Origin of the sequence: Streptomyces sp. Je 1-79 (genome assembly GCF_025195125.1) — a bacterium.
GTDB lineage: Bacteria > Actinomycetota > Actinomycetes > Streptomycetales > Streptomycetaceae > Streptomyces.
Genome location: NZ_JAMGSL010000007.1, coordinates 218,906 through 245,278 on the forward strand (window position 1 = coordinate 218,906; position 26,373 = coordinate 245,278).

Annotated in this window: 26 protein-coding genes and 1 pseudogene; 11 read left to right on the plus strand and 16 right to left on the minus strand. The window is 71.8% G+C overall.

Going from position 1 to position 26,373, the window contains the following annotated elements:
• Positions 1 to 164: 164 nt before the first annotated feature.
• The 3 genes from M5362_RS16155 to M5362_RS16165 all read right to left on the minus strand — a co-directional run bounded on the left by M5362_RS16155 (position 165) and on the right by M5362_RS16165 (position 1,906).
• The gene (locus M5362_RS16155) at positions 165 to 827 is read right to left on the minus strand and encodes a DUF5063 domain-containing protein (RefSeq protein ID WP_260228237.1); all 663 of its coding nucleotides are present in this window, start codon (positions 825 to 827) and stop codon (positions 165 to 167) included.
• Between the two features lie 47 nt (positions 828 to 874).
• On the minus strand, positions 875 to 1,474 hold the full coding sequence (gene recR / locus M5362_RS16160; protein ID WP_260228238.1) for a recombination mediator RecR: 600 nt from the start codon (positions 1,472 to 1,474) through the stop codon (positions 875 to 877).
• Positions 1,475 to 1,570: 96 nt separating this feature from the next.
• The gene (locus tag M5362_RS16165) at positions 1,571 to 1,906 is read right to left on the minus strand and encodes a YbaB/EbfC family nucleoid-associated protein (RefSeq protein WP_260228483.1); all 336 of its coding nucleotides are present in this window, start codon (positions 1,904 to 1,906) and stop codon (positions 1,571 to 1,573) included.
• 302 nt (positions 1,907 to 2,208) lie between these two features.
• On the opposite strand from M5362_RS16165, the gene M5362_RS16170 reads away from it, so the two are divergent.
• Entirely contained in the window at positions 2,209 to 2,946 is a 738-nt protein-coding gene (locus M5362_RS16170; RefSeq protein WP_261366066.1) for an SLATT domain-containing protein, read from the plus strand.
• A gap of 169 nt (positions 2,947 to 3,115) precedes the next feature.
• On the opposite strand, the gene M5362_RS16175 is transcribed toward M5362_RS16170, so the two are convergent.
• The 3 genes from M5362_RS16175 to M5362_RS16185 all read right to left on the minus strand — a co-directional run bounded on the left by M5362_RS16175 (position 3,116) and on the right by M5362_RS16185 (position 6,109).
• Positions 3,116 to 3,766, minus strand: a complete 651-nt coding sequence (locus M5362_RS16175; RefSeq protein WP_260228240.1) for a hypothetical protein — start codon at positions 3,764 to 3,766, stop codon at positions 3,116 to 3,118.
• Positions 3,767 to 3,942: 176 nt separating this feature from the next.
• A complete protein-coding gene (locus M5362_RS16180) occupies positions 3,943 to 4,638 on the minus strand; it encodes a GntR family transcriptional regulator (protein WP_260228241.1) in 696 nt (231 codons plus the stop codon).
• 115 nt (positions 4,639 to 4,753) lie between these two features.
• Positions 4,754 to 6,109: an aspartate aminotransferase family protein gene (locus tag M5362_RS16185; RefSeq protein WP_260228242.1), complete on the minus strand. Its 1,356-nt coding sequence runs from the start codon at positions 6,107 to 6,109 to the stop codon at positions 4,754 to 4,756.
• Between the two features lie 241 nt (positions 6,110 to 6,350).
• Here M5362_RS16185 and M5362_RS16190 point away from each other — a divergent pair.
• Positions 6,351 to 6,959, plus strand: a pseudogene (locus tag M5362_RS16190) (DJ-1/PfpI family protein); the annotation flags it as partial.
• Positions 6,960 to 7,156: 197 nt separating this feature from the next.
• The gene (locus M5362_RS16195; protein ID WP_260228243.1) at positions 7,157 to 7,660 is read left to right on the plus strand and encodes a MarR family winged helix-turn-helix transcriptional regulator; all 504 of its coding nucleotides are present in this window, start codon (positions 7,157 to 7,159) and stop codon (positions 7,658 to 7,660) included.
• Here the strand turns inward: M5362_RS16195 and M5362_RS16200 are convergent.
• The 3 genes from M5362_RS16200 to M5362_RS16210 form a co-directional block, all read right to left on the minus strand.
• Entirely contained in the window at positions 7,593 to 8,087 is a 495-nt protein-coding gene (locus M5362_RS16200) for a VOC family protein (RefSeq protein ID WP_260228244.1), read from the minus strand. The genes M5362_RS16195 and M5362_RS16200 overlap by 68 nt on opposite strands.
• A gap of 194 nt (positions 8,088 to 8,281) precedes the next feature.
• A complete protein-coding gene (locus M5362_RS16205; protein WP_260228245.1) occupies positions 8,282 to 9,166 on the minus strand; it encodes a glycoside hydrolase family 19 protein in 885 nt (294 codons plus the stop codon).
• Between the two features lie 152 nt (positions 9,167 to 9,318).
• On the minus strand, positions 9,319 to 9,831 hold the full coding sequence (locus M5362_RS16210; RefSeq protein WP_374214476.1) for a MarR family winged helix-turn-helix transcriptional regulator: 513 nt from the start codon (positions 9,829 to 9,831) through the stop codon (positions 9,319 to 9,321).
• 96 nt (positions 9,832 to 9,927) lie between these two features.
• On the opposite strand from M5362_RS16210, the gene M5362_RS16215 reads away from it, so the two are divergent.
• Positions 9,928 to 10,935, plus strand: coding sequence for a haloalkane dehalogenase (locus M5362_RS16215; RefSeq protein WP_260228246.1), 1,008 nt, complete (start codon positions 9,928 to 9,930; stop codon positions 10,933 to 10,935).
• Between the two features lie 33 nt (positions 10,936 to 10,968).
• On the opposite strand, the gene M5362_RS16220 is transcribed toward M5362_RS16215, so the two are convergent.
• The gene (locus M5362_RS16220) at positions 10,969 to 11,910 is read right to left on the minus strand and encodes an NADP-dependent oxidoreductase (protein WP_260228247.1); all 942 of its coding nucleotides are present in this window, start codon (positions 11,908 to 11,910) and stop codon (positions 10,969 to 10,971) included.
• A gap of 216 nt (positions 11,911 to 12,126) precedes the next feature.
• On the opposite strand from M5362_RS16220, the gene M5362_RS16225 reads away from it, so the two are divergent.
• The gene (locus M5362_RS16225) at positions 12,127 to 13,650 is read left to right on the plus strand and encodes a substrate-binding domain-containing protein (protein ID WP_260228248.1); all 1,524 of its coding nucleotides are present in this window, start codon (positions 12,127 to 12,129) and stop codon (positions 13,648 to 13,650) included.
• 38 nt (positions 13,651 to 13,688) lie between these two features.
• Positions 13,689 to 15,560, plus strand: a complete 1,872-nt coding sequence (locus M5362_RS16230; protein WP_260228249.1) for a serine/threonine-protein kinase — start codon at positions 13,689 to 13,691, stop codon at positions 15,558 to 15,560.
• 143 nt (positions 15,561 to 15,703) lie between these two features.
• Here M5362_RS16230 and M5362_RS16235 read toward each other — a convergent pair whose 3' ends face one another.
• Complete coding sequence (locus tag M5362_RS16235) at positions 15,704 to 16,990, minus strand: adenylosuccinate synthase (RefSeq protein WP_260228250.1); 1,287 nt, start codon at positions 16,988 to 16,990, stop codon at positions 15,704 to 15,706.
• 142 nt (positions 16,991 to 17,132) lie between these two features.
• On the opposite strand from M5362_RS16235, the gene M5362_RS16240 reads away from it, so the two are divergent.
• The 3 genes from M5362_RS16240 (at position 17,133) to M5362_RS16250 (ending at position 18,841) form a co-directional block, all read left to right on the plus strand.
• Positions 17,133 to 17,942, plus strand: coding sequence for a diacylglycerol kinase (locus M5362_RS16240; RefSeq protein ID WP_260228251.1), 810 nt, complete (start codon positions 17,133 to 17,135; stop codon positions 17,940 to 17,942).
• 90 nt (positions 17,943 to 18,032) lie between these two features.
• Positions 18,033 to 18,524, plus strand: coding sequence for a DUF2975 domain-containing protein (locus M5362_RS16245; protein WP_260228252.1), 492 nt, complete (start codon positions 18,033 to 18,035; stop codon positions 18,522 to 18,524).
• Positions 18,524 to 18,841, plus strand: coding sequence for a helix-turn-helix transcriptional regulator (locus M5362_RS16250; RefSeq protein ID WP_260228253.1), 318 nt, complete (start codon positions 18,524 to 18,526; stop codon positions 18,839 to 18,841). The genes M5362_RS16245 and M5362_RS16250 overlap by 1 nt, the downstream gene beginning before the upstream one ends.
• A 68-nt stretch (positions 18,842 to 18,909) precedes the next feature.
• Here M5362_RS16250 and M5362_RS16255 read toward each other — a convergent pair whose 3' ends face one another.
• Positions 18,910 to 19,419 carry a GbsR/MarR family transcriptional regulator gene (locus tag M5362_RS16255; protein WP_260228254.1) on the minus strand — a complete coding sequence of 170 codons (510 nt, stop codon included), beginning with the start codon at positions 19,417 to 19,419 and terminating at the stop codon, positions 18,910 to 18,912.
• A gap of 62 nt (positions 19,420 to 19,481) precedes the next feature.
• Here M5362_RS16255 and M5362_RS16260 point away from each other — a divergent pair, with 62 nt between their 5' ends.
• Positions 19,482 to 20,387: an ABC transporter ATP-binding protein gene (locus M5362_RS16260; RefSeq protein ID WP_260228255.1), complete on the plus strand. Its 906-nt coding sequence runs from the start codon at positions 19,482 to 19,484 to the stop codon at positions 20,385 to 20,387.
• Positions 20,384 to 21,970, plus strand: coding sequence for an ABC transporter permease (locus M5362_RS16265; RefSeq protein ID WP_260228256.1), 1,587 nt, complete (start codon positions 20,384 to 20,386; stop codon positions 21,968 to 21,970). The genes M5362_RS16260 and M5362_RS16265 overlap by 4 nt, the downstream gene beginning before the upstream one ends.
• A gap of 64 nt (positions 21,971 to 22,034) precedes the next feature.
• On the opposite strand, the gene M5362_RS16270 is transcribed toward M5362_RS16265, so the two are convergent.
• The 4 genes from M5362_RS16270 to M5362_RS16285 form a co-directional block, all read right to left on the minus strand.
• Positions 22,035 to 23,237 carry a cytochrome P450 gene (locus M5362_RS16270; RefSeq protein WP_260228257.1) on the minus strand — a complete coding sequence of 401 codons (1,203 nt, stop codon included), beginning with the start codon at positions 23,235 to 23,237 and terminating at the stop codon, positions 22,035 to 22,037.
• Between the two features lie 17 nt (positions 23,238 to 23,254).
• A complete protein-coding gene (locus tag M5362_RS16275) occupies positions 23,255 to 23,914 on the minus strand; it encodes a response regulator transcription factor (RefSeq protein WP_308354878.1) in 660 nt (219 codons plus the stop codon).
• Positions 23,911 to 25,209 (minus strand): sensor histidine kinase, encoded by a 1,299-nt coding sequence (locus tag M5362_RS16280; RefSeq protein WP_260228258.1) that lies wholly within the window; start codon positions 25,207 to 25,209, stop codon positions 23,911 to 23,913. Before M5362_RS16280 ends, M5362_RS16275 begins: the two co-directional genes overlap by 4 nt.
• A 197-nt stretch (positions 25,210 to 25,406) precedes the next feature.
• Positions 25,407 to 26,276 carry an alpha/beta hydrolase gene (locus tag M5362_RS16285; protein ID WP_260228260.1) on the minus strand — a complete coding sequence of 290 codons (870 nt, stop codon included), beginning with the start codon at positions 26,274 to 26,276 and terminating at the stop codon, positions 25,407 to 25,409.
• Positions 26,277 to 26,373 lie beyond the last annotated feature (97 nt).

The following is a 26,373-nucleotide window of genomic DNA, read 5'->3' on the forward strand; positions in this document are numbered from 1 at the left end:
CCGTCAGGGGCGCGGCCGGGAGGGGGCGGCTGGGGAGGGCGGCAGGGCGCCGCCGGCCGGGGCGCGGCCGGGAGGGGGAAGGGCGGCAGGGCGCCGCCGGCCGGGTCAGGGCACCGGCCGCCAGGGCCCTCCGGGAAGGCCGCGGCCCGGAAGGGCCGCGCCGCCTACTTCTTCAGGACTCCCAGGCCCAGCGGGCCCGCGATCTCCTCGGCCATGACGCGGCCCGCCTCCTCCGCGAGGTCGTCCTCTGCCAGGTCCTCGTCCGTGTCCAGGCCGTCCAGGGCCGCGAGGGGCTGGTCGAGCCGCACGTGGGCGACGAGGGACTGCAGCGCCCGCAGGGTCGCCGAGGCCGTCGGACCCCAGTTGGAGAAGTACGAGAACTGCCACCACCACAGGGCCTCGCTCGTACGCCCCGCCCGGTAGTGGGCCAGCCCGTGCCGCAGGTCGGTGACGATGTCGGCGAGGTTGTCGGAGATCCGGGCCGGTACGGGCGCCTTGCGCGGCTCGTACGGGTCGAAGACCTCGGAGAAGACGTCCACCGGTTCGAGCATGGTCGCGAACCGCTCGCGCAGGTCGTCCACGTCCGGCTCCGGACCGGTGTCCGTCTCGTACCGCTCGTCCGGAAGGATGTCCTCGTGCGCGCCCAGCCGGCCGCCCGCGAGCAGCAGCTGGGAGATCTCCAGCAGCAGGAAGGGAACCGCGCTGTCGGGCTCGTCGCCCTTGGCCACTTCCGTGGTCGCCACGATGAACGACTCGATCGAGTCGGCGATCTGGACCGCGAAGTCGTCCGGGTCCTGCGTGATCGCGTGCAGTGTGGCATCAGACATCGCGGGTGCCTCCTTCGAGCGCGGGCGCGGGCGCGCAGACCCTGTCGTCATACATCTAGCAGTCGCCGCCCCTCGAAGGCACGCCCCAGGGTGACCTCGTCGGCGTACTCCAGATCGCCGCCGACCGGCAGGCCGCTCGCCAGACGCGTGACCTTGAGGCCCATGGGCTTGATCATCCGCGCCAGGTACGTCGCGGTGGCCTCGCCCTCCAGGTTCGGGTCGGTCGCCAGGATCAGCTCGGTGACCGTGCCGTCCGCGAGCCGGGTGAGCAGCTCACGGATGCGCAGGTCGTCCGGGCCGACGCCCTCGATCGGGCTGATCGCGCCGCCGAGGACGTGGTAGCGCCCGCGGAACTCACGGGTCCGCTCGATCGCGACGACGTCCTTCGGCTCCTCGACCACGCAGATGACCGACATGTCCCGGCGCGGGTCGCGGCAGATGTTGCACTGCTCCTGCTGCGCGACGTTGCCGCAGACCGCGCAGAACCTGACCTTCTCCTTGACCTCCAGGAGCGCGTGCGCGAGACGCCGCACGTCGGTCGGCTCGGCCTGGAGGATGTGGAAGGCGATCCGCTGGGCGCTCTTGGGACCGACGCCGGGCAGCCTGCCCAGCTCGTCGATGAGGTCCTGAACCACGCCTTCGTACAACGGAACGCCCTTCTCAGAAGTGCTTGTTTCTTACGGTAGTGGCTGCGGGGGCGCCTTAGAAGCCCAGGCCCGGCTTTCCGCCGGGGCCGGGGCGGCTCAGAAGCCCAGGCCCGGCATTCCGCCCAGGCCCTGCGCCAGCGGACCCAGCTTGGCCTGCTGGAGCTGCTGCGCGTTGTCGTTGGCGGCCTTGACCGCGGCCACGACCAGATCGGCCAGCGTCTCGGTGTCCTCCGGGTCGACCGCCTTGGGGTCGATCACCAGGCCGCGCAGCTCGCCGGAGCCGGTGACCGTCGCCGTCACCAGGCCGCCACCCGCCTGACCCTCGACCTCGGTCGCGGCGAGCTCCTCCTGAGCGCGCGCGAGATCCTGCTGCATCTGCTGAGCCTGCTGGAGAAGCTGCTGCATGTTGGGCTGGCCACCACCGGGAATCACGGTCACTCCTGGCATTTCGACGGTAAACGGATGACATCCGGACGACTGATGTGACGACTGACGTTCGGTACGGCCGAGCCTACGTGGTCCATGCCCGGCCTGCCGCCACAACTCTTTCGAGTGAGAAACTGCGGGCTCCTCTACCTGATCAAGACCCCCTTGCGGGCGGAAATCCCGGGATTCCGGGCCCACAGCCCACCATTCGGCGGTAGGAAGGGCAGGCACCACGTGCACCGCACGTCACAGCAGGACACGAGCGCTGAGCTGAACAGAGGAGTGCCCCGGTGAGCCAGCAGCCGGAGATGCAGCCGCCGCAGCCGCCGCCCGGGCAGCCGGGTCAGCCGGGAGAGCCCGGGCGGTCCGCCGCGCGCCGCGATCTGACCGGGACGCCGTTCCCGCTCGGCGACTGGGGCGAGCCCGCGGAGCGTCTGGACGAGCTGTACCGCTGGGTCGAGTCCAACGCGCTGCGCACGGCGGAGTGGTACCTGTCCGACCGGGTCTGGAAGCGCCGCTGCGCACGGGCGCTGCGGATCGGTACGGCGCTGGGCGTCGTCGCCGGCGCCGCACTGCCCCTGCTCGACTTGACGGGCGCGGTGGACGGCGCGGCGGGCTGGGGGTACCTGTCCCTGCTGCTCGGCGCGGCCTGCATGGCGTGCGACCGGTACTTCGGGCTGACGTCGGGCTGGATAAGGGACGTCGCCACGGCACAGGCGGTGCAGCGCAGGCTCCAGGCACTGCAGTTCGACTGGGCGTCGGAGAGCGTACGGGAGGTCCTCGGGCCCACCGAGGGGACCGCGAGCGAGGCCGCGGAGCGGTGCCTGGGGGTGCTGCGCCGGTTCTCGGAGGACGTGACGGAGCTCGTACGGGCGGAGACGGCGGACTGGATGGTCGAGTTCCGCTCCGGCCCGGCGCCGCTGGCGCTGCAGTCGGCGGGCACGGGCGCGTCCCGCCCCGAGGGCGGGCATCCCTCGTCCCGCTTCCCGCTCCCGCCGAACACCCGCCCCAACATGCCGAGGCAGCGGCCTCCGGAGCCGCGCTGAGGCGGGCGGCTGACGCGCGGGCGGGCTTACGCGGGCAGGCTTACGCGGGCGGGCGACGCGGGCGGGCGACGCGGGCGGGTACGTGGACGCGCGCGTACGTGAAGGGCGCCCCCCTCACCGGAGGCGCCCTTCCGTCATCGACGGCGACATCAGCTTCATCGAGGTGACATCAGCTCAGGATGATCATCGAGCCCTGGCCGAGGCTCCGCGTCGCCGCCGCGTGCAGACCGAGCCACACATGGCGCTCACGCGCGAAGGGACTGTCGTCGTACGCGATCGGCCCGGCCGGTTCCTCCAGCGAGGTCGGCCGCTCCGGCGGCAGCGGCGCGGCGGGCGGGTTGGCCGGGTCGATCCCGATGGCGGGACCGACGAACTCCAGTTCTCGCAGCAGCCCGTGCGAGGAGCCCAGCGGGCCGCCGCCCTCCAGGAGCTCGTCGTTGGAGAGCGGAGCCGGGAAGTCCACGGGGACGTACGCGCCGGCGTGGTCGTAGTGCCAGACGAGGTGGGACTGCTGCGCGGTGGCCTCGAACATCTCCAGGAGCTGCTCGTAGTCCCCGCCCAGCTCGTCGACCGGCTCGACGGGCAGGCCGCACAGGTGCAGCAGATAGGCGCGGCGCAGGAAGTGCAGGGCGTCGTAGTCGAACCCGGCGACGGGCGCGACATCGCCGGACAGCCCCGGCATGTAGGCGAACACGGGGACGGTGGGCAGACCGGACGCGGTCAGGGCCTTGTCGTAGGCGGCGATCTCTTCGGCGAAGGGATTGTCGGGGCTGTGGCACAGCACGTCGACAAGAGGGACCAGCCACAGGTCACAGGCCAAGGGAGGCTCGCTCTCCGTCAGTTGCAGGGACGGCCAGGGTAGTCGGCGCGGTCCGCGTCGCACACCCGGTGGTGACCTGCCCCTCGACACACCGCGCGACACCCGCGCGGGGCCGCCGGCGTCGCCCGGTCGGCACGACTGCCGCTCGCGGTCGGCACGACCACCGCTCCACGCGGTCAGCGCGACTGCCGCTCCACGCGGTCCGCCCACTCCAGCGACTGCTGGTTGTACGCCCGTACGACCTCGACCGCCGCGTCGGCGTCACCGAGGGTCAGCGCGTCGACGAGGTCCACGTGCCCGCTCCACAGCCAGCCGATGAGGTCGCGGTCGGAGCGCAGGTACGGCACGGAGAACACCCACGCCTGGACCCGCAGCCGGTGCAGGAAGTCGGCGATGTAGTCGTTGGCGGAGACCAGCCGGGCCAGTTCGCGCCAGTAGCGGATGTCGTACCCGATGAGGATGTCGAGGTCCCCCGCGCGGGCCGCCCGCACCGCCGCCTCGCCCCGGCGGCGTATGGAGACGAGCGCGACCCCTCGGGAGACGTCGGGCCCGGGCCGGTGGACCGCGGGATCGTGTCGCCGGAAGATGCCGTCCACGACGAGCATGCGGGCCTCGACCATGCCGCGGTAGTCGTCGATCGTGAACTGGTGCACGCGGAAGCCGCGGTGCTGGTCGGAGTCGAGGAGCCCCTGCGCGGAGAGGTCGACGAGGGCTTCGCGCACCGGTGTCGCCGAGACGCCGTACTGCTCGGCGATCTGTTTGACGGTGAATTCCTCGCCCGGCTGCAAACGCCCGGCGAGCACTTCGTCACGGAGCGCGTCCGCGATCTGCCGCCGCAGGGTGTTGCGGGTGACAGCTCCGCTCGCGGGCATGGTTCGGCCCCCTCCGTCCGGCTCTGGGACACCCTAGACCAGACGGAGGGTCCGGCTCCGTGACGCTTCTGACGTCGTACGCGACGGACGCCCACGCGTCAGAAGCCCTCCCACGTCACACGGTGTGCTCGTCGGCCACGGAGAGCGCCGCGTCGAGGGCGGCGAGGCCCTCCTTGGCCTCCGCCTCGGAGACGTTGCAGGCGGGGACGGCGTGGGTGCGGTTCATGTTGATGAAGGGCCACAGGCCCTGCTTCTTGGCGGCCGCGCCGAAGGCCGCCATGGGGGCGTTGGCCTCGCCCGCCGCGTTGTACGGGACGAGCGGCTCGCGCGTCTCCTTGCTCTTGACGAGGTCGAGCGCCCAGAACGTACCCATGCCGCGGACCTCGCCGACGGAGGGGTGACGCTCGGCGAGCTCGCGCAGGCCCGGGCCGAGGACGGTCTCGCCGATGTGGGCGGAGTGCTCGACGACCTTCTCGTCCTCCATGACCTGGATGGTGGCGACGGCGGCGGCGCAGGCCAGCGGGTGACCGGAGTAGGTCAGTCCGCCCGGGTAGGGCCGCTTGTCGAAGGTCGCGGCGATCTTCTCGCTGATCGCGACACCGCCGAGGGGCACGTAACCGGAGTTCACGCCCTTGGCGAAGGTCATCAGGTCCGGCACGACGTCGAAGTGCTCGGCGGCGAACCACTTGCCGGTACGGCCGAAGCCGGCCATGACCTCGTCGAGGACGAAGACGATGCCGTACTTGTCGCAGATCTCGCGGACACCGGTGAGGTAGCCGGGCGGCGGGGTCATGATGCCGGCGGTGCCCGGGACGGTCTCCAGGATGATCGCGGCGATGGTGGCCGGGCCCTCGAAGGCGATGGTGTCCTCGAGGTGGGCGAGCGCGCGCTCGCACTCCTGCTCCTCGGTCGTCGCGTAGAACGGCGAGCGGTAGAGGAACGGCGCCCAGAAGCGCACGACGCCGGCGGAGCCGGTGTCGGAGGCCCAGCGGCGCGGGTCGCCAGTGAGGTTGATCGCGGTGGAGGTGGCGCCGTGGTACGAGCGGAAGGCGGAGAGCACCTTGTGGCGGCCGGTGTGCAGCCGGGCCATCCGTACGGCGTTCTCGACGGCCTCGGCGCCGCCGTTGGTGAAGAAGATCTTGTCCAGGTCGCCGGGGGTGCGCTCGGCGATGAGGCGTGCGGCCTCGGAGCGTACGTCGATGGCGAAGGCGGGCGCGAAGGTGGTGAGCTTCGCGGCCTGCTCCTGGATGGCGGCGACCACGCGCGGGTGCTGGTAGCCGATGTTGGTGTAGACGAGGCCGCTGGTGAAGTCGAGGTAGCGGTTGCCGTCGTAGTCCCAGAAGTACGAACCCTCGGCGCCGGCGACGGCGAGCGGATCGATCAGGCCCTGGGCGGACCAGGAGTGGAACACGTGCGCGCGGTCTGCGGCCTTCACGGCCGCGCCGGCCTGGGGGTCGACATGAGGGGTCATAGGCCCAGGGTAAGGAAGCGCAGGTCGGAGCGGCCATGACCATCTTGTCCACCGAGACCGACACGGACCCGACACGTTGCCGTTCGTACGCGCCGGGGCGGCGGCCGTTCGTACGTCGAGAGGTTTCCGCGCGTACGCGCCGAGTCCAGGGCCCGCACGGAGGGCCTATTGACAGCATCCTGTCGACATGACAGTCTTCTGTCATACGAGCACGGCACAGACCGCACGCAGGAGGCCCGAAATGCCCCGCACCGTCCACCTCGCCGTCTACGACACCCTCGCCGACTGGGAGACGGGCCACGCCACCGCCTGGCTCGCCCGGTCCGGTTTCACGGTCACGACCGTCGGCCCCGTCGCCGACAAGCCCGTCACCACCATCGGCGGCACGCGGATCGTCCCCGACCTCTCCCTCGAAGACCTCCGGCCCGAGGACAGCGCCCTCCTGATCCTTCCGGGCGGCGACCTCTGGGACACGAGCGACGACCTCGTCCCGTTCGCCGCCGCCGCCCGCCGTTTCCTCGACGCGGGCGTCCCCGTCGCCGCGATCTGCGGCGCCACGGCGGGGCTGGCCCGGGAGGGCCTCCTCGACGACCGCGCGCACACGAGCGCCATCTCCTACTACCTCGCCGCCACCGGCTACCTGGGCGGCGACCACTACGTCGACGCGGACGCGGTCACGGACCGGGGCGCCGGCGGCGTCGGCGACCTGATCACCGCGGGCCCGACCGAGCCGGTCGCGTTCGCCCGCGAGGTGCTCGGCACGATGGGCGCCTTCAAGGGCTCGAAGCTGGACGCCTGGTACCGCCTCTTCCACGACTCGGACCCGGCGGCGTACGAGGAGCTCAACGCGGACGACTCGGGCGACGCGGCCGGGTCGGGCTCCGCGGACGGGTCGGGCTCCGCGGACGGGTCAGGCGCCGCGGACGGGTCAGGCGCCGCGGACGGGTCGGACGACTCGGACGACTCGGACGACTCGGACACGACCGACGACTCAGGTACGGGAGGCGCGATGGGCGGCTCGGAGCGTTCTCCGGGTGGCGCGGCGTCGTGAGTCGCGAGCAGCAGGACACCCTCGCCCGCACCGCGCTCGGGGTCTTCCGGCTCAACGGCCAGTTCCTCGCCGTCTCGGAAGAACTGGCCCGCCCCGTCGGCCTCACCGCCGCCTGGTGGCAGGTCCTCGGAGCCGTACTGCGCGCCCCGCAGCCCGTCGCGGGCATCGCCCGCACCATGGGCATCACCCGCCAGAGCGTCCAGCGGATCGCCGACCTCCTGGTGGAGCGGGGCCTCGCGGCGTACGAGCCCAATCCGGCCCACCGCCGCGCCAAGCTCCTGGCGCCGACACCGGAGGGGCTGGCGGCCGTCGAGCGGCTCGACCCCGGTCACGCGGACCTCGCGGCACGGCTCTCGCAGGCCCTGGGAGGCCAGGCGGAGTTCGACGAGACCGTACGGGTGCTGGAGCGGCTCTCCCGGGCCCTGGAGGCGGTCAGCGGGAGTGACCCCGCTCCCCCGGTCGGTACATGGCCCCCTGCACGTACTCCATCGCCCGAGTGAAGACCGGGTCCGTCATCCGGCGGGCCATCTCCTCCTCGTCGACGTCCTCGATGTGGGCCTGGATCCACCACAGGTTCCCGAACGGGTCGCGGACCCGGCCGACCTTGTCGCCGAAGAAGAGGTGCGTCACCTCCGTGACCGACGTGCCGCCCGCCTCGACGGCCTGACGGTGCGTGGCCTCCGCGTCCTCCACGTAGAGCCGGATGAACGCGGGCGTCGGGTCCCAGCCGGGCGGACTGTCGAACGCCATCAGCCGGCCGTTCCCGATCCGGAGCTCGGCATGGCCGATCGTCCCGTCGTCCAGGACGAAACGGCCGAGGTCCTCGGCGCCGAAGGCGCGCTCCAGGTAGTCGATGAGCCCGGCGGTGTCGTGACCGATGATCCAGGGCGTGACGGTGGTGTACCCCTCGGGGATGTTCGCGTTCATGGCGTGACGGTACGAGGGGACGAGGCCAGATCCTGTCCTATTCGGGGCAGTTGCGCGCATGTGCTGCGCAGCACGCCGACGGCGGGCCCACGGAGTCAGTCCCCGTGGGCCCGCCGTCCGGATCGTGTCCGCAGGCCGGATCGTGTCCGCAGGCCGGATCGTGTCCGCAGGCCGGCGGTGCGGCACCGACAGAACTAGCAGTACAGGTTCGCACCCGTCGGTACGCCGAGGATCTGGGCGAACTGCTGGTACTTGGTCACCCGGCTCTGGACCTGGGCCGGGTTCCTGCCGTCGCACTCCAGCGAACCGTTGATCGAACGGATCGTCTGACCGAAGCCGGCACCGTTGACCATGGCGTTGTGGCCGGTCATCGTGCCCGGGCCGTTCTGGGTGTTCCAGTACCAGAGGCCGGTCTTCCAGGCGACGGCCGACTCGCGCTCGACGCGCCAGGGGTCGTTCAGGAGGTTGATGCCGAGGGCGTCACCCGCGGCCTTGTAGTTGAAGTTCCAGGAGAGCTGGATCGGACCGCGTCCGTAGTACGCGGCCTGGCCGGCGGGGCAGCCGTAGGGCTGGCCGCTGTCGCAGTAGTGGGGGTAGTTGGCGGTGTTCTGCTCCACGATGTGGACCAGGCCGCCGGTCTCGTGGTGGACGTTGGCGAGGAAGGCGGCGGCCTCCTGCTTCTTCACGGTGTCGCCACCGGTGTTGGCGAAGGCGGGGTAGGCGCTGAGGGCCGCCGTGAGGCCGCTGTACGTATAGAAGGAGTTCCGGCCCGGGAACATCTGGTTGAACTGGGCCTCGGAAACGACGAATCCGGACGTGGGCGGCGGGGTCGTGCCGCCACCGCAGGCGCCCTCGTGGCGCCAGACGTCCGAGGTGCCGGGGCGCTCGTTCTGGGTCCACCACTTGGCGTACCAGTTGTGGCCGTTGAACGAGGCGGTCATGCCGCCGGTGTAGACGCTGGAGGAGTTCCAGGCGCCCACGCAGGCGGGTGCCGCACCGGCCGTCGCGGCGGGAAGGAAGACGGCCAGTCCGACGGCCGTACAGAGTGCGGACATGAGTATGAGCAGACGTCGCAACATGCGCTCGCCCTTCCGTGGGGGAGAGCCCAGCGAAGCGGCTTTGGTCTGGACCTGTCAAGGTCTAGACCAACACTTGTGACGATGATTGGTCCATTGCTCGACACCGGAAGTGGTGCGACGCATCGGCCACGCGTACCGCCCCGCGGCACCCGTCAGCGCTCCAGCACGCGCTCCAACAGGCTTGTCAGCAGCTCCCGTTCGAGCTTGGTCAGGCCCTCCATCAACTCGTCCTGCACGCCGGCCAGCACCTCGTCGAGGCGCTTCAGATGCCGACGGCCCTGCTCGGTCAGGGTGATGACGTTCCGTCGACGGTCGTCCGGGTCGGGGGTCCGCTCGACGTGTCCGCGCGCGGCGAGCTCGTTGATGACGGCCACGAGGTCGCTGCGGTAGATCCCGGTACGGCGGCTCAGGCCGGCCTGACTGGTCGGGCCGTCGTCGTCGAGCGCGGCGAGGACCAGATAGTGCCACTTGCGGGCGTCCTGCTCGGCGAAGCTCGCGTTGACCAGGCGGTCCGCCCGCGCGGCGGCCATGGCCAGGAGGCGGCTGGGCAGGCCCCGGAGGCGGGCCGGGGCCTGGCGCTCGTCCATCTCCGCGCCTTCACCTGTCCCTGCGCCCACCCCGGCCTCGGGGGCGTCGTCCGCGGTGCCCGCGTCGTCCGTCGTCATGCCCGCAGATTACCCCTTGCGTTAGTGGCCCGAACGATATAGCTTCGTTAGTGGCACGAACGTTAGTGATGGAAACGTTAGAGGGGGGAACGAACCATGCCCATGATCAAGGTCCTCGACTCGACCATGTATTACGAGGATTCGGCTTACGAGGAGTCGGCTTACGAGGAGTCGGCCTACGAGCAGTCGAGCTACGAACGGTCGAGTCACGAACGGTCGGGTCACGAGCAGTCGGCTGCCGCCGTGCCCACGGACGCGGCGCCGCTCGTCTTCCTGCACGGCAACCCCACCTCCTCCCACCTGTGGCGGCACGTCCTCCCGGCTGTCGGAGGCGGACGGCGGCTCCTCGCCCCGGACCTGATCGGCATGGGGCGATCGGGCAAGCCGGACATCGCCTACACGTACGCGGACCAGGCGCGGTATCTCGACGCCTGGTTCGAGGGGCTCGGGATCGAGGAGGCCGTCCTGATAGGGACGGACTGGGGCGGTTCGCTCGCCTTCGACCGGGCCGCACGGCACCCGGAGGGGGTGCGGGGCGTGGCCTTCATGGAGACGATCCTGCGACCGATGAGCTGGGAGGAGTTCCCGGAAGGCGCGCGGGAGCAGTTCCGGTCGTTCAAGTCCCCCGGGGTGGGAGAGGAGTTGGTCCTGGAGCGGAACGCCTTCGTCGAGGACTCCTTCGCCCAGACGGTCCTCACCGGCCTGAGCGAGGCGGATCACGAGGTCTACCGCGCGCCGTACCCGACGCCCGAGTCCAGGCGGCCGATGCTCCAGTGGCCGCGCTCGATGCCGCTGGACGGGGAGCCGGCCGAGGTCGTCGCCCGGATCGAGGCGTACGACGCGTGGCTGGCGGACAGCCCGGACGTGCCGAAGCTGCTGCTGACCTTCGAGGGGTCGCCGACCCTGATGATCGACCCGGCCATGGCGGCCTGGTGCGAGGCGCACATATCCGCGCTGGAGACGGCCCACTGCGGCCCCGCCGGCCACCAGGCGCCGGAGGACCGCCCCGAGGAGATAGCCGCGGCGATCACCGCCTGGGCGGACCGCCACGGCCTGGGCCTCCGGCCCTCCGGCGGCCGGGAGAGCCTGCCGTCGGCAGCCTGATGCCCGGCCGGGGGCCGTTCGTGGACCTGACGCTCAGATCATGAGGATGATGCGGCCGGGCCGGTGGCCCGCCTCCGCCCTTCGGTGTGCTTCCGCAACCTCCTCCAGAGGCATGACATCCGCCACGCGGGTGATCAGCTCCCGGGCGGCCACCTTTTCCAGGGTCTCCTTCAGCCGGGCCGCGTCCGGACGGCCTCGGACGGTCTCGACGCGGATGTCCCGCTCCGCGTGCGGAGTGCGGTCGGCGGCGAGCGCGATGAAGGCGCCCCCGTCCTTCACCGCGGCGAGGGCCGGGACGGAGTGGAAGGCCCCGTCGAAAGCGGCGTCCACCCGTTCCGGGAGGACCTCGAGCACCCTCGCGACCACCTCCTCCGGCGTGCCCCGCAGGATGCTGTGCTCCGCGCCGAGGAGCTTCAGTTCGCGCTCGTCGCCCTCGTGGGCGACGGCCAGCACCCGCAGTCCGGCCGCCGCGGCGTACTGGACCGCGAGGCGGCCCACGACCCCGCTCGCACCGGTCACGAGCAGCGTCGACCCCGCCGGGAGCGCGAGCCGGTCGAGGCCCTGCTGGGCGGTGGCCGAGGCCAGCGGGACGGAGGCGGCCACGGTGAAGTCCACGTCGTCCGGGATCGGGGCCAGCCACTCCGGGGCGGCGCGCACGACCTCGGCGTACGTCCCCTCGCCCGTCAGCTCCTCGAACCAGGGCAGGAAACCGGCCACGCGGGTGCCGGCGGCCATGCCGGGCACCGGATCCAGCAGCTTGCCCGCGAAGTCCGTTCCGAGAACGAAAGGAGGCGTGAGTTCGCCGACGTGGCCCGGGTAGCGGCCGGCGCGGATCCGGAGGTCCGCCTGGTTCACACCGGCTGCCTTCAGCCGCACGCGGACGCGTCCGGGGACGTCACCGGCCTCGGGCTCGGGCCGGCGGGCCATCCTCAGGACCTCAGGGCCGCCGTAGGCGGTCACTTCGACGACACGCATGGGGTTCCTCTCCGACGAGCCCCCTCGTGGCCATTACACCCACGGTCCACACCCCCGGCAACCGATACTCCGCCAACCCGTCGCCACCCGTCGCCGCCCCGTACGCGACCGAACGGGTCGCCACCGAACGGGTCGCGACTGAACGAAGGGAGAACTCCTGGTGGCGAGAAGCAACCTTCCCCACGGAACCGCACACACGTCCGTACCGTCTCGCTCGTGGACTGGGTTACCGCAGAGAACGTCATCGCCGTGGTCACCGCGCTCCTCGGTGTGCTCGTCTCCGCCGGTGTCGTCGCGTACGAGCGCTCCATGCAGCGGGGCCGGCGGCTCGGATACCGCGTGCAGCTGAACACCCCGCTGCACGTGGCGGACGAGTCCGTGGGCGACCTGACCCTGCGCGACGGCGACATCGGTGATGCCAACGGTTCCACCCTCGTCCTGCTCCGGATCGAGAACGACGGCCTTCGCGAGATCAACCACGGGGACTACGCGCAGTCGAGCGAGCCCGAGGGGCTGAAGATCACCTTCGGCGGCCGGACGGTCCAGGCCGTCGTCGCCACCATCCCTCGGGCGTTCGAGCCGGTGCGCAACGACATGGCGGCCGGGCCGGGGCTGCGCAAGGACGGGGAGGCCGTCCTGATGCCCAAGGTGGCGCTGGAGCGCACGCAGTACTTCAAGCTGCTCGTACTGCTCTCCGGCGGCGTGACCGAGCGCGCGATCCGGATCACCGGCACCCGGGACGTGGTGGACATCCACCGCAACGAGAGCATGAGCGTCGACGACAAGGCGCCGACGTTCAGCCCCGCGGCCCGGAACATCACCCTCGTCCTCGCCGCATGCGTGGTCACCCTCGCGACGATCATCGTCCGCAGCGAGACGCCGCCGCCCATCGGCTGCGCCCGGGGCACGCTCACGGTGACCGGCTCCACGGCGTTCGCCCCGGCGGTGCGCGAGCTGGCGCGGAAGTACGAGAAGGACTGCGAGGGGTCCACCGTCGTGGTCGACGCGCACGGCTCGACGGCGGGGATACGGGAGCTGGCCGCGGCCGGCGCCGCCGCAGGCAAGGGCTCCCCGGCGGTCGTCGCGCTCTCCGACGGACGCAAGCCCGGCGGCTACCCGCAGCTGCGGGAGAGCATGGTGGCCGTCTCCCTCTTCACCCTCGTCGTCAACGACGGGATACCGGTCACCAGTCTCACCCTGGATCAGGTCCGCCGCCTCTACCAGGGCCGGATCACCAACTGGAAGGAGATACCCGGCGGCCCGGACAGACCGGTGCGCCTGGTCAGCAGGGACGCCAACTCCGGTACGCGTGAGGTCTTCCAGCGCCGCGTCCTCGGCCGTAACGAGCCCGCGAACTCCTCACGGGACTGCGAGCACCGGGACGACCTGGAGGCCCCTGTGCTGCGCTGCGAACTCGACAGCACGGAGCAGGTGCTGTCCACGGTCGCCAAGCTGCCGGGGGCCGTCGGCTACACCGAACTCCGTGCCGCGAGCGGGCTGAAGGGGCTGCGCCGGGTGGCGATCGACGGCCGGACGGCGAACGTGGACGAGATAGGCGAGTCGACCTACCCGTACCGGGAGATCGAGTACGCCTACACCTGGGGCGAGCCCCCGGCCGACTCGCTGACCTCCAGTTTTCTCACCTATCTGAGCCGGGGCAGCGGCCAGGACGTCATCCGTACCCACGGGCACCTGCCGTGCGCGACCCCCAAGGGACTGCGGATCTGCGGCGAAGGATGACGCCACGCCGACCAGGGCGTCTGGCATTCTCTAGCGACGTGGAGCCATTGAACCCGGAAGACCCGGTCAGCATCGGCCCGTTCCGTCTGCTCGGACGGCTGGGCGCCGGCGGCATGGGCCGGGTGTTCCTGGCCCGTTCGGCCGGTGGGCGGACGGTGGCGGTGAAGGTCGTGCACACGGAGCTCGCGGCGCAGGACGAGTTCCGTCGCCGGTTCGCCCGTGAGGTCGCCTCGCTGGAGCGCGTCGGTGGCACGGGCACGGCGCCGGTCCTCGGTTCGGACACGGCGGCCGAGGCGCCCTGGGTGGCCGTCGGTTATGTTCCGGGGCCGTCGCTGCGGATCGTGGTGGGCGACGAGTTCGGGCCGCTACCGGCCGTGACGGTACGGACCCTCGCCTCCGGGCTCGCCCGGGCGCTCACCCATGTGCACGCCGCCGGGCTGGTCCACCGCGATCTGAAGCCGTCCAACGTCCTGCTCACCTTCGACGGCCCGCGGATCATCGACTTCGGCATCGCCCGCGCCGTCGAGACGATCACCGACGGCGGACTGACCAGCACCGGCGCGGTGGTCGGCTCGCCCGGCTTCATGTCCCCCGAGCAGGTGCGCGGCGAGAAGCTGACCCCGGCCTCGGACATCTTCTGCCTCGGGGCGGTCCTCGTCTACGCGGCGACGGGCCACTCCCCGTTCGGTACGGCGGACAGCGGTGTCCACGCCACGATGTTCCGCATCGCCCACGACGAGCCCGATCTGACGGACCTTCCGGCCGAACTGGCGGGTCTGGTCCGGGCCTGCCTCGCCAAGGACCCGGCCGCCCGGCCGTCGGCCGCCGAGCTGGTGGAGACGATCACGGTCGCCGATCCCTGGCTGCCGGCGGAGGTGCTGGCCCGCCTCGGCAGGCACGCCGCGCGGGTCCTGGAGGCGGAGGCCACCACCGCCGGCGGCTCGGGCGCTACGGGCGGTACGGCCGGTGCGAGGGCCGACGACCCCACGCCCCCGCCGGCCCCGAAGGCGCCCGAGCGGCGGCGCGGCGCACTGGTCGCCGTCGCGACGGCCCTCGTCGTCGCCGCGGCGGCCACGCTCACGTACGTCTTCTGGCCGGACCCGACCAAGGGCCTCGACGATCAGAAGAACCGTGCGCGCGGGCAGACCGGTGACGTGTCCGCCCGGCCGTCGGGGATCGTGCCGGCCGCGTTCCTCGGCGCCTGGGAGGGCGTCCAGCGCGGCTCGGCCGACCACCCCAGGGAGACGAGCCGGATCGAGATCGGCCAGGGGGCGGCGGGCGCCAAGGCCGCCGTCTACGTCCAGGTGAGCGAGGAGCGGCTGTGCATGGGCCGTTCGCGGCTCGTCTCCGCCGACGAGGACAAGGTGGTCCTCGGCGAGTCCGACGTCACCACGAGCGTCCCCGCCCAGCGCTGCACGCCCGCCGCCCACCAGACCCTCACCCTGCGCTCCCCCGACGTCCTGGAGTGGACCTCGGGAGCCGCGAAGACCACCTTCCGCAAGGCCCGGACCGGCACGAACATCGTGCCGACGCAGTTGGTCGGGCGGTGGAAGATGGAGAACGACCGGCTGATCTACGGCGACAACGCCGAGCGCTACAGCGACGAGGTGACCATCACCCAGGGCCCCGTCGGCGCCACGGTCTACCGCCGTGTGCACGTCTACCCACGCCTCGACGACGAGGGCAACCCGAGGCCGGACTCGGTCAGTTGCACCTTCACGGCGATCCTCGCCGGCTCCGGGACGCCCCTGGTCGTCGGCCCGGGCACCACGGACCCGGACGCCTCGGACCGCGACTGCGAGCGGGCCGGGTACGCCGGCTACCTGACGATCGACCGCTTCAAGGGCCGTGAGCGCCTGCTGGTCTTCCCGATGCTGGACGGGGAGCCGGGCGAGTACTACCGCGGCTAGAAGCGCCCGGGCACGCAGCCAGAGGCGTAGCACGGGCAAGGGCCCGCACCCCGGGGTACGGGGTGCGGGCCCTTGGCGCGGCGGCCGCCTCTCGTGCCCTCCGTTCCGCCCGCGGGACGGAGGGCACGACCGGGCCTGTCCGGCTACTTCAGGAACGAGTTGATCTCGATCGTCTCGGTGCGGCCGGGGCCGACGCCGATCGCGGAGATCGGGGCGCCCGACATCTCCTCCAGGGCCTTCACGTACGCCTGCGCGTTCTTCGGCAGGTCCGCGAAGGTCTGGGCCTTGGTGATGTCCTCGGACCAGCCCGGCAGCATCTCGTAGATCGGCTTCGCGTGGTGGAAGTCGCTCTGCGAGTACGGCAGCTCCTCGACGCGCTTGCCGTCGATCTCGTACGCGACGCAGACCGGGATCTGCTCCCAGCCCGTCAGCACGTCGAGCTTGGTGAGGAAGAAGTCCGTCAGGCCGTTGACCCGGGTCGCGTACCGCGCGATGACCGCGTCGAACCAGCCGCAGCGACGGTCACGGCCGGTGGTGACACCGCGCTCGCCGCCGATGCGGCGCAGCGCCTCGCCGTCCGCGTCGAAGAGCTCCGTCGGGAACGGCCCGGCACCGACTCGGGTCGTGTACGCCTTGAGGATGCCGATGACCCGGCTGATCTTCGTCGGACCCACACCGGCACCGGTGCAGGCGCCACCCGCGGTCGGGTTCGAGGAGGTGACGAAGGGGTACGTGCCGTGGTCGACGTCCAGGAGCGTGCCCTGGCCGCCCTCGAAGAGCACGACCTTGTCCTCGTCCAGCGCGTTGTTGAGGATCAGGGTGGTGTCCGCGACGTACGGCTTGATCTGCTCCGCGTACTGGAGCATCTCCTCGACGATCTGCGCGGCGTCGATCGCGCGGCGGTTGTAGAGCTTGGCGAGGAGCTGGTTCTTGCCCTCGAGCGCCGCCTCGACCTTCTGGATGAGGATCGACTCGTCGTACAGGTCCTGGACCCGGATGCCGACGCGGTTGATCTTGTCGGCGTAGGTCGGGCCGATGCCACGGCCCGTCGTGCCGATCTTGCGCTTCCCGAGGAACCGTTCCGTCACCTTGTCGAGGGTGACGTTGTACGGAGTGATCAGATGCGCGTTGCCGCTGATCAGGAGCTTGGACGTGTCGACGCCCCGCTCGTTCAGCCCGCTCAGCTCGGAGAGCAGGACCGCCGGGTCGACGACGACACCGTTTCCGATCACCGGGGTGCACCCCGGGGAGAGGATTCCGGAAGGGAGAAGATGCAGTGCGTACTTCTGGTCGCCGACGACGACCGTGTGGCCGGCGTTGTTGCCGCCCTGGTAGCGCACTACATAATCAACGGATCCACCGAGGAGGTCGGTGGCCTTTCCCTTGCCCTCGTCACCCCACTGAGCACCGAGCAGCACAAGTGCGGGCACAGGCGTACACCCCTTCCGGGTGGGGCATGTCCAAGGTCAGGGGCCGAGGCCGCCTCACCGGTGTGCCCCGGAATAGACGAAGCCCCTGGCGCAATAGCGCAAGGGGCTCTTGCACAAAGATGCTACCCGAGGAAGGACCGAGGTGTCGGCTCACGACCAGCTGCTGGTGGTCATCGACCCGGTCGCCCGCCGAAATGACGGCGAGTCCGTACGGATCGCGAAAGATGTGTTGTGTGCGGGAGCGGAGGCGAAGATCTGCCTCCCGGACAGCCCGGAGGAATTCTCCCGGGCCCTTGCGCGCCGGGGATCCCGGCGCCCTGTGGTGGTCGGTGACGACCGTGCACTGCTACGGACGGTGACGCTGCTGCACCGGGAGCGTGACCTCGCGGACGGGGCGCTGTCGGTCGTCCCGATCGGCGCACCCGACTCGCTGGAAGTGGCGTACGCACTCGGCGTGCCGCAGAGCGCCGTGGCAGCCGCCCGAGCGGTGCTCGACGGGGTGGTGCACCGGCTCGACCTGCTCGTCGACGACAGCGACGGGGTCGTCCTGGGCGATCTGAGCATCCCGGCCGGACGGCGCCCGGCCGCCCCGGCCCCCGCCACGCCGACCGTCTGGGACACCTGCCGGTCCCTGGTCCGCACCCTGGTCCACCCGGTTCCGGCGCAGACCGCGACCCGCGTCCACCGCCTGCGGGTGGAGGCGGACGGCGTCCTGCTGAGCGACGTGAACGCGCCGGTGGAGGGTGTGAGCGTGCGGTCGTCCCTGTCGGGCCTGGCCGCGATCACCATCCATCCGCCGTCCGCTCCCGCGTTCCACACCGACGCCCGCACCCTGACGGTCTCGGGGCCGGACTTCCGCTACCGCGCGGACACGGTGGTGTCGGGCCCGGTCCGGCGGCGGACGTGGACGGTACGGGAATCGGCGTGGGGGCTGACGCTGCCGAGGCAGTAGGACCCCGGCGGTGCGGTTGCGACGCGCCCCGCTTGCCGAACCTATCGTTTTTCAATAGATTCCCATCGTGACTCGATCGAAGGAGCGACGATGGGAAGACTGACGGTGCTCGCCCTGCGCGCCGTGCTCGCGATGGTGCTCACCGGCACCGTGTTCGTACAGGCACTGATGGTGTGGGCGCTGGTGAGCGGGAGCGACCCGGAGGACGGGTCGCTCCCGCTGACCCCGCTGCGCGTGATCACGATCCTGGGCATGGTGTCGGCCCAGGTCGCCCTGGTCTGCGTATGGCGGCTGGTGACGATGGTGCGACGCGGAACCGTGTTCTCCCACACCGCCTTCCGCTACGTGGACACCGTGATCGGCGCCATCGTGGCGGCCGCCCTCGTGTGGTTCGCGGTCACGGCCCTCAACGCACCGGGCCAGCGGGAGGACCCTGGCGTCACGGTCATCATGGGCGGGGTCGGCCTGGCGATCCTGGGGGTCGCGCTGATCGTGCTCGTCCTGCGCACGCTGCTCGCCCAGGCCGTCGCGCGCGACGTCGAGGCGACGCGGATGCGGGCCGAACTCGACGAGGTGATCTGATGCCGATCACCGTCGACATCGACGTGATGATGGCCCGGCGGAAGATGTCCGTGGGCGAGCTCGCGGAACGCGTCGGGATCACGCCGGCCAACCTGGCGGTGCTCAAGAACGGCCGCGCCAAGGCGGTGCGTTTCACGACGCTCGCGGCGCTCTGCGAGGTACTGGACTGCCAGCCGGGAGACCTGCTGCGCTGGGAGCCCGGGCCCGAGGACGACTCCGCGGCCGGATCCGGGCGCGGGTCCGAGGGTGGGTCCGTGGACGGATCCGAGCGCGGGTCCGAAGCCGGCGCCGCCGCCGAGACAGCCCCGGCCGGCTGACGCCGCCCACCCCCGCCGCGCCGAAGACCGGGGCCGAGGACCGCGACCGCGACCGCGACCGCGCGAACCTACGCCTCGGTCCCGGCCCTCGCCTTGGCCGCCTTGCGTTCCCGCCAGCGGTCCATCATCCCGAGCATCTCCTCCTGGAGGAATTCGAAGAACTCCGCCGTCTCCGCCGTCCGCCTGCCCGCCGCCGTGTCCGGACCGAGGCTCTCCGCGCCGTCGCGGAGCACCTTCTCCCAGCGCGTCAGGACCTGGTCGCGGCGGGTGATCGTCTCGTACCAGACCTCGTTGTGGAGGACATAGCGGTCACGGCGCGAGCCCGGGTCGCGTTCCCGGCTGACCATGCCGACCTGGTTGAGGTACCGGACGGCTCCGGAGACGGCGGCCGGGCTGATCCGCAGCCGCTCGACGAGTTCGGCCGAGGTCATGGACGCCGATTCGGAGACGAGCAGCGCCGCGAAGACCCGCGAGGCCATCCGCTGCATCCCGGCCTCGACCAGTTCGCCGGCGAACCGCTCCACGAATCGGGACACGGCCTGGTCGTCGCCGTCGCTGCTCGTCTTCATCTCGCTCATCCCCCAACTTTATACGCTTCCTTAACTTCACAACTTTGTGAAATCAGCGTACGTTCTGAATCATGACGAAGGCAATCACCGTGGCCGGGCTGCACAAGTCGTTCGGCCGCACGCACGCGCTGGACGGCCTCGACCTCGCGGTCGAGACCGGTGAGGTGCACGGCTTCCTCGGCCCCAACGGCGCCGGGAAGTCCACCACCATCCGGGTCCTCCTCGGGCTGCTGCGGGCCGACTCCGGCGCCGCCCAGCTCCTCGGCCGGGACCCGTGGCACGACGCCGTCGACCTGCACCGCCGTATCGCGTACGTCCCCGGCGACGTGACGCTCTGGCGCAACCTCTCGGGCGGCGAGGTCATCGACCTCTACGGACGGCTCCGCGGGGGACTCGACAAGGCCCGGCGGGCCGAACTGATCGAGCGGTTCGAACTCGACCCGACGAAGAAGGGGCGGACGTACTCCAAGGGCAACCGCCAGAAGGTCGCCCTCGTCGCCGCCTTCGCCTCCGACGTGGACCTGCTCGTCCTCGACGAACCCACCAGCGGCCTCGACCCGTTGATGGAGGAGGTCTTCCAGCGCTGCGTGGCGGAGGAGCGCGGACGCGGACGCACGATCCTGCTCTCCTCGCACATCCTCAGCGAGGTCGAGACCCTCTGCGACCGGGTCAGCATCATCCGCAAGGGGCGGACGGTGGAGAGCGGTTCGCTCGCCGAGCTGCGCCATCTCACCCGTACGAGCGTCACCGCCGAACTGGCCGGCGCCCCCAACGGGCTCGCCCACCTCCCCGGAGTCCACGACCTCGCCGTGCAGGGCCACCGGGTCCGGCTCCAGGTCGACACCGACAAGCTCGACGCGGTCCTGCGCTCCCTGACCGAGTCCGGCGTACGGAGCCTGACGAGCACCCCGCCCACGCTGGAGGAGCTGTTCCTCCGGCACTACGCCGACGAGACGGCCGGGGTGACGTCGCGATGAGCGCGCTCGCCGTGCAGCTGACCGGGGCCGGAGCGCTGGCGCGGCTCGCCCTGCGCCGCGACCGGCTGATGATGCCGGTCTGGGCCGTCGTCACCGGCGGGCTGGTCGCCAGTGGGGTCGGCTCCCTGGAGAGCCTGTACGGGACCCAGGAGCGCCGCGCCGAGCTGGCCGCGTCGATGACCGCCAACAGCTCGATGCGCTCGCTGTACGGGCCGGTGTTCGGCGACTCGCTCGGCGGGCTCGTGGCCTGGCGGTTCGGCACCTTCGCCGCCGTCCTGGCCGCCGTGATGAGCCTGATCATCGTCGTGCGGCACACACGGGAGGAGGAGGAGACGGGGCGTCAGGAGATGCTCTCGTCCGCGGTGGTGGGCCGGCGGGCACCGCTGACCGCCGCCCTGCTCGCCGCACTCGCCGCCAACACGGCGGTCGTGCTCCTCATCACGGCCGGGCTGGCAGGCCAGGGCGCGGCCGGGGCGCTCGCGCTCGGGCTGGCGGTCGGCGGCACGGGCATGGTCTTCGCCACGACGGCGGCGATCGCCGCTCAGCTGACGGAGAGCGCCCGGCTCGCGAAGGGCCTGACGTCCGCCGTCCTCGGACTGGCCTTCGTCCTGCGGGCGGCCGGGGACGCGGGGACGGCCGGGGTCGGTTCGTCGGTGCTGACGTGGCTCTCGCCGGTCGGCTGGGCCGAGAACGTCCGTGCCTTCGCGGGCGAGCGGTGGTGGGTGCTGCTGCTGATCGCCGCGGCCGTGCTCGCGCAGGGGGCGGTGGCGTACGGGCTGGCCGGCCGCCGTGACGTGGGCATGAGTTTCCTGCCGACCCGGCCGGGTCCGGCGGAGGGCCGGCTCTCCACGGCCTGGGCGCTGGCCTGGCGGCTGCAGCGCGGGGCCGTGCTCGGCTGGTCGCTGGGGTTCCTGCTCGGCGGCCTCGTCTTCGGCGGGATGGCCGAGGGCGCGGCCGACATCGTCGGGGACAACGAGCAGGCGCGGGAGATCTTCGAGCGGATGGGCGGCCGGAGCGGTCTGACCGACGCGTTCCTCGCGACGATGGTCGGCATGTTCGGGATGGTCGCGGCGCTGTACGCGGTCGGGTCGGTACTGCGGCTGCACGGCGAGGAGACCTCGCAGCGGGCGGAGCCGGTCCTGGCGAACGCGGTGGGCCGGGTCCGCTGGGCGGCCGGTCACCTGGTGATCGCCTTCGCGGGCTCGGCTCTGATCATGGTTCTGAGCGGCCTCGGCCTGTACGTCTCGTACGGCCGAGAGGCAGGCCCGATCCTGGGCGCGTCGCTGGCGCAGCTCCCGGCGGTCTGGGCGCTGGCGGGGCTCGCGGTCCTGCTCTGGGGCGCGTTCCCCGGGGCGGCGGTGGCCGGGTGGGGCGTGGCGGGCCTGTGCCTGGCGCTCGGCTGGATCGGCCCGGCGCTGGATCTCCCGCGATGGGCCTTGAACCTCTCCCCCTTCGGCCACCTGTCGAAGCTGCCGGGCGGGGAGATGTCATGGACCCCGGTCTGGGTCCTGGCGGTCCTGGCGGCGGCTCTGGTGGCCACGGGCCTGTGGCGGCTGCGCCTCCGGGACCTGACGACCTCCTGACCGGCGAGCACCGAAAAGGGGTCCCCGGCCCCAACTCCCGGAACGGGCCCCCTTCGGGCGGCTCTCAGACCTCCACGAGCAGTTCGTGGACGCCCCTGATCACGTACCCCGGCTTCCACCGCGGCTCCGCCGCCAGGCGGAGGTCCGGGGCGGCCCGCAGGACCTCCGCGAACATCGAGGTGAGTTCCAGACGGGCCAGGGGCGCGCCCAGGCAGTAGTGGATGCCCGCGCCGAACGTGATGTGCGGGTTCTCCGTGCGCGAGAGGTCCAGGACGTCCGGGGAGGAGAAGCGCGCCGGGTCGCGGTTGGCCGAGCCGAAGAGGAGCGCGACCTCCGAACCGCGCGGGATGACGACGCCGCCGACCTCGATGTCGTCGAGGACCCAGCGCTCGAACATCTGCAGCGGGGTGTCGTACCGCAGCAGTTCTTCCACAGCTGTGGACAACATTCCGTCCGGGTCGGCCCGCAGCGCCGCCAGCTGCTCCGGGTGCCGCAGCAGCGTCCACCAGCCGTTCACGGTCGTGTTGACCGTCGCCTCGTGGCCCGCGTTCAGGAGCAGCACGCAGGTGGAGACCATCTCCTGCTCGGTCAGCTCCTCCACGGCGATCAGCGACGAGATCAGGTCCTCCCCCGGATCCTTCCGCCGCCGCGCGATCAGCTCCCGCAGGTACGCGGAGAAGTCCAGCGACGCCCGCACCGCCCGCCGCGCCGTCTCCTCCGAGGGGTTCAGCTCGAACATCCCGCAGATGTCGGCCGACCACGGCCGGAGCATCCCGCGCTCCTCGTCCGTCTCCGGAACCCCCAGCATCTCCGCGATCACGGCGACCGGCAGGGGCTCGGCGACCTCGGCGAGGAAGTCCCCGCCGCCCCGCTCGACCAGGCCGCCGACCAGCTCCGCCGCCAGCCTCCGTACCGTCGGCGCCAGGTTCTCCACCGTCCGCGGCGTGAACGCCTTCGACACGAGCCGCCGGATCCGCGTGTGGTCGGCCGCCTCCAGGTCGAGCAGCCCGTGGTCGTTGAGGGTGTGGAACGGTTCGTGCGCGGCGGGCGGAGCCGTGCGCCCGAACTCCTCGTGCGTGAAGCGGTGGGTGTACGTGCGGCCCAGGCGCCGGTCCCGCAGCAGCGCCGACACGTCCTCATGGTGCGGGATCAGCCATTGGCGGGTCGGCCCGTACCAGTGCGCCCGGCCCGTCGCCCGCAGTTCGGCGTAGGCGGGGTACGGGTCCGCGACGAAGTCGGGCGACCACGGTTCGAAGGGAACGTCCATGGCCGGACGCTACCGGCCTACCCGCCGACCTGCACCAGTCTCGCCTCGTACGCGAAGACCGCCGCCTGGGTCCGGTCCCGCAGCCCCAGCTTCACCAGGATGCGGCTCACATGCGTCTTGATCGTCGACTCGGCCACCACCAGGTGGTCGGCGATCTCCGCGTTCGACAGCCCCTGCGCGATCAGCACCAGGACCTCGGTCTCCCGCTCGGTCAACTCCCCGACCTGCGACAGCGCCGGCGCCCTCGGTGCCTCCGCGGCCTTCGCGAACTCGGTGATGAGCCGCTTCGTCACGGTCGGCGCGAGCAGCGCCTCGCCGGCCGCCACCACGCGTACCCCGTCGGCCAGCTGGCGCGCGGAGGCGTCCTTCAGGAGGAAGCCCGAGGCCCCGGCGCGCAGCGCCTGGTACACGTACTCGTCCAGGTCGAAGGTGGTCAGGACCAGGACCTTCGCGTCGGCGTCCGCCGCGACGATCTCGCGGGTCGCCTCGATGCCGTTCAGCTCGGGCATCCGGATGTCCATCAGGACCACGTCCGGGCGCAGCGCCGCGACCTGGGCGATCGCCTCGCGGCCGTTGACGGCCTCGCCGACCACCTCGATGTCCGGCATCGCGCCGAGCAGCACCGAGAAGCCCTCCCGGACCATCATCTGGTCGTCGACGATCAGTACGCGGATCACTGGTCCGTCTCCTCACGCGTCACGGGGATGAAGGCCGTGACCTCGTAGCCGCCGTCCTCGGTCGGCTCGGCCGTCATCTCACCGTTCAGCATCGTCACCCGCTCGCGCATCCCGGTGATGCCGTGCCCGGCGCCCGGGGAGGGCTTGACCAGGCCGCGTGCCGGACCGTTGACGATCCGCAGGCCCAGGCCTCCGAGGACGTACGAGACCTCCACCTTCGCCCCGGCGCCCGGCGCGTGCCGCAGCACGTTGCTCAGGGCCTCCTGGATGATCCGGTACGCGGAGAGTTCCACGCCCTGCGGCAGCTCCCGCACCGCGCCGGTCACCGTCTGCTCGACGTCGAGCCCGGCCTCGCGGACGTTGCCGATCAGCCCGCCGAGGTCGGCGAGCGTGGGCTGCGGGGCGTCGGGAGCCTCGTAGTCCTCCGCCCGTACGACTCCGAGGACGCGCCGCAGCTCGGTCAGGGCGGCGACCGCGTTCTCACGGATGGTGACGAAGGCCTGCTCCAGCTCAGGCGGCGGGTTCTCGACCCGGTAGGGGGCGGCCTCCGCCTGGATGGCGACCACCGACATGTGGTGGGCGACGACGTCGTGCAGCTCGCGGGCGATGGTGGTGCGCTCTTCGAGCAGCGTCCGCCGGGAGCGCTCCACGGCGGTCACGGTCTGCTGCGCGGTGACGGTCTCCTCGGCCTCGCGGCGGACCTGGACGACGGTCACGAAGAGCATCGCGAGCGCGGCCGGGAAGAGGACCGAGGCGGCGTTGTCGCTGCCGCCGCGGAGGGTGGCGGCGAAGAAGGCGTAAGCGAGGGTGATCACCCACATCCAGGCGGCGGTACGGGGCCGGGTGCGGGCGGCCACCACCGTCATGACCACCACCTGGGCGATGCCGGACGTCGGACCCCACGGCCAGCCGTCGCCGTACGAGCCGAGGAAGGCGACGAAGGGGGTGAAGGACAGCGCCGCCCAGAACGCGAGCACCGGGCGGACCAGCGTCAGCAGCACGGCCACGGCCGGCATTCCGGCGAACACGAGGACGAACACGCCGTTGCCGGGCCCGATGTCCAGCCCCACCGCGAAGACGAAGAACGCGAAGGCGGCCACGATCGCATGCGGCGTCCAGCGGGCCTTTCTGCGTATCCGTTCCGGCAGGCGCCGGGTCACGGGGCCGTCGACCGCCATCGGATTCAGCGGCCGGTAGGCGAACGCGTCATGGAAGAGGTCCTGGCGCAGCCCGCCGAGCGCGCCCTGGGCCAGGCGGAACTCGGGGCTGCGGCTCGTTTCACGGGTGTCTGTCACGTCCGCAACGGTACGGGCGGCGACGGACGCGGTCGTCACCAAGACGGCGGATCCTCCCCCGTCCGTCCCAGGTACTACGCGCCGCCGGGACGGGGTGACCCGACCCGCGTCGGCCGGACCCCCGGCGTCGGCCGGATCCGACGCGTCGGCCGGGCCCCCGAGCCGGTCAGGACCCCCGGCACAGGCCCCCGCCCCGGTCAGAACGCCAGCTGGGCGATCTCCTCCGCGACCACCGCGGACGCGTCCGCCGCCGGGTCGATCAGCGGGAAGTGGCCGACGTCCGGGAGGAGGGTGAGGCCGACCGTCTCGCCCGCCTTCGCCGCCGCCTCCACGTAGGCGTCGGCGACGGCCTGCGGGACGACGACGTCGTCCCGGCCCTGCGCGACCACGGTGGCGATCCCGGTCGGCAGCAGCAGCGCCGGGTCGGCGTGCCGGGCCCGTACGTCGAACTCGCCCTCCCCGCCCAGGAACTGGGTCACCGCTCCCCCGCACACCCCGAGCTCCACGGCCCGGTCGAAGTGGGCGATGGGCGCCAGCGCGACCACCCCGCGCAGCTCGGGCGCGGAAGGCAGCCGCCAGGGCGCGTCCGGCGCGAGGACGTGCCGGGCCGCGGCCCACAGGGCGAGGTGACCGCCCGCGGAGTGCCCGGTGAGCACGATCCGGCGGGAGTCCGCCTGCGGCAGGTGCTCGGCGGCCAGCCGCGGGACGGCGTCGAGCGCGGCGGCCACGTCGTCGAAGGTGTCCGGCCAGCGGCCGGCGACCGGTCCCGTACCGCCCTGACGAGGGAGGGCGCCGCCCCGCCGGTACTCGACGTTGGCGACGGCGAACCCCCGGCGGGCCAGAAAGTCCACGAAAGGGGTCAGATGCTGCCGGTCGTACGGCGCCCGCCAGGCACCGCCGTGCAGGGCGACGACGAGCGGGGCCCGCTGCCGGCCGTCACGCGGCGCGTAGAAGTCGACGACCTGGTCGGGGTGGTCGCCGTACGCGGCGGACGCGTCCGGGGCGACGGCCGGGTGCGAGAACGCCGACGCTTCTTCGGCGGCGTCGCGCGCGGCGGGGTCCGGCATGCTGTTCCAACCTCTCGGGGACGGGGCCGAATTGGCCTGACCTGCGGGGACCGTATCAGCACTGACGCCCCCACAGATCAAGCGATCATCGGACCGT

Coding starts and splice junctions, on each gene's coding strand:
- M5362_RS16155 (WP_260228237.1), bottom strand. CDS start 827: ATGTCTGATGCCACACTGCACGCGATCACGCAGGACCCGGACGACTTC.
- M5362_RS16170 (WP_261366066.1), top strand. CDS start 2,209: ATGCAGCCGCCGCAGCCGCCGCCCGGGCAGCCGGGTCAGCCGGGAGAG.
- M5362_RS16180 (WP_260228241.1), bottom strand. CDS start 4,638: ATGCCCGCGAGCGGAGCTGTCACCCGCAACACCCTGCGGCGGCAGATC.
- M5362_RS16185 (WP_260228242.1), bottom strand. CDS start 6,109: ATGACCCCTCATGTCGACCCCCAGGCCGGCGCGGCCGTGAAGGCCGCA.
- M5362_RS16200 (WP_260228244.1), bottom strand. CDS start 8,087: ATGAACGCGAACATCCCCGAGGGGTACACCACCGTCACGCCCTGGATC.
- M5362_RS16205 (WP_260228245.1), bottom strand. CDS start 9,166: ATGTTGCGACGTCTGCTCATACTCATGTCCGCACTCTGTACGGCCGTC.
- M5362_RS16210 (WP_374214476.1), bottom strand. CDS start 9,831: ATGACGACGGACGACGCGGGCACCGCGGACGACGCCCCCGAGGCCGGG.
- M5362_RS16215 (WP_260228246.1), top strand. CDS start 9,928: ATGCCCATGATCAAGGTCCTCGACTCGACCATGTATTACGAGGATTCG.
- M5362_RS16220 (WP_260228247.1), bottom strand. CDS start 11,910: ATGCGTGTCGTCGAAGTGACCGCCTACGGCGGCCCTGAGGTCCTGAGG.
- M5362_RS16245 (WP_260228252.1), top strand. CDS start 18,033: ATGGGAAGACTGACGGTGCTCGCCCTGCGCGCCGTGCTCGCGATGGTG.
- M5362_RS16250 (WP_260228253.1), top strand. CDS start 18,524: ATGCCGATCACCGTCGACATCGACGTGATGATGGCCCGGCGGAAGATG.
- M5362_RS16255 (WP_260228254.1), bottom strand. CDS start 19,419: ATGAGCGAGATGAAGACGAGCAGCGACGGCGACGACCAGGCCGTGTCC.
- M5362_RS16260 (WP_260228255.1), top strand. CDS start 19,482: ATGACGAAGGCAATCACCGTGGCCGGGCTGCACAAGTCGTTCGGCCGC.
- M5362_RS16265 (WP_260228256.1), top strand. CDS start 20,384: ATGAGCGCGCTCGCCGTGCAGCTGACCGGGGCCGGAGCGCTGGCGCGG.
- M5362_RS16270 (WP_260228257.1), bottom strand. CDS start 23,237: ATGGACGTTCCCTTCGAACCGTGGTCGCCCGACTTCGTCGCGGACCCG.
- M5362_RS16285 (WP_260228260.1), bottom strand. CDS start 26,276: ATGCCGGACCCCGCCGCGCGCGACGCCGCCGAAGAAGCGTCGGCGTTC.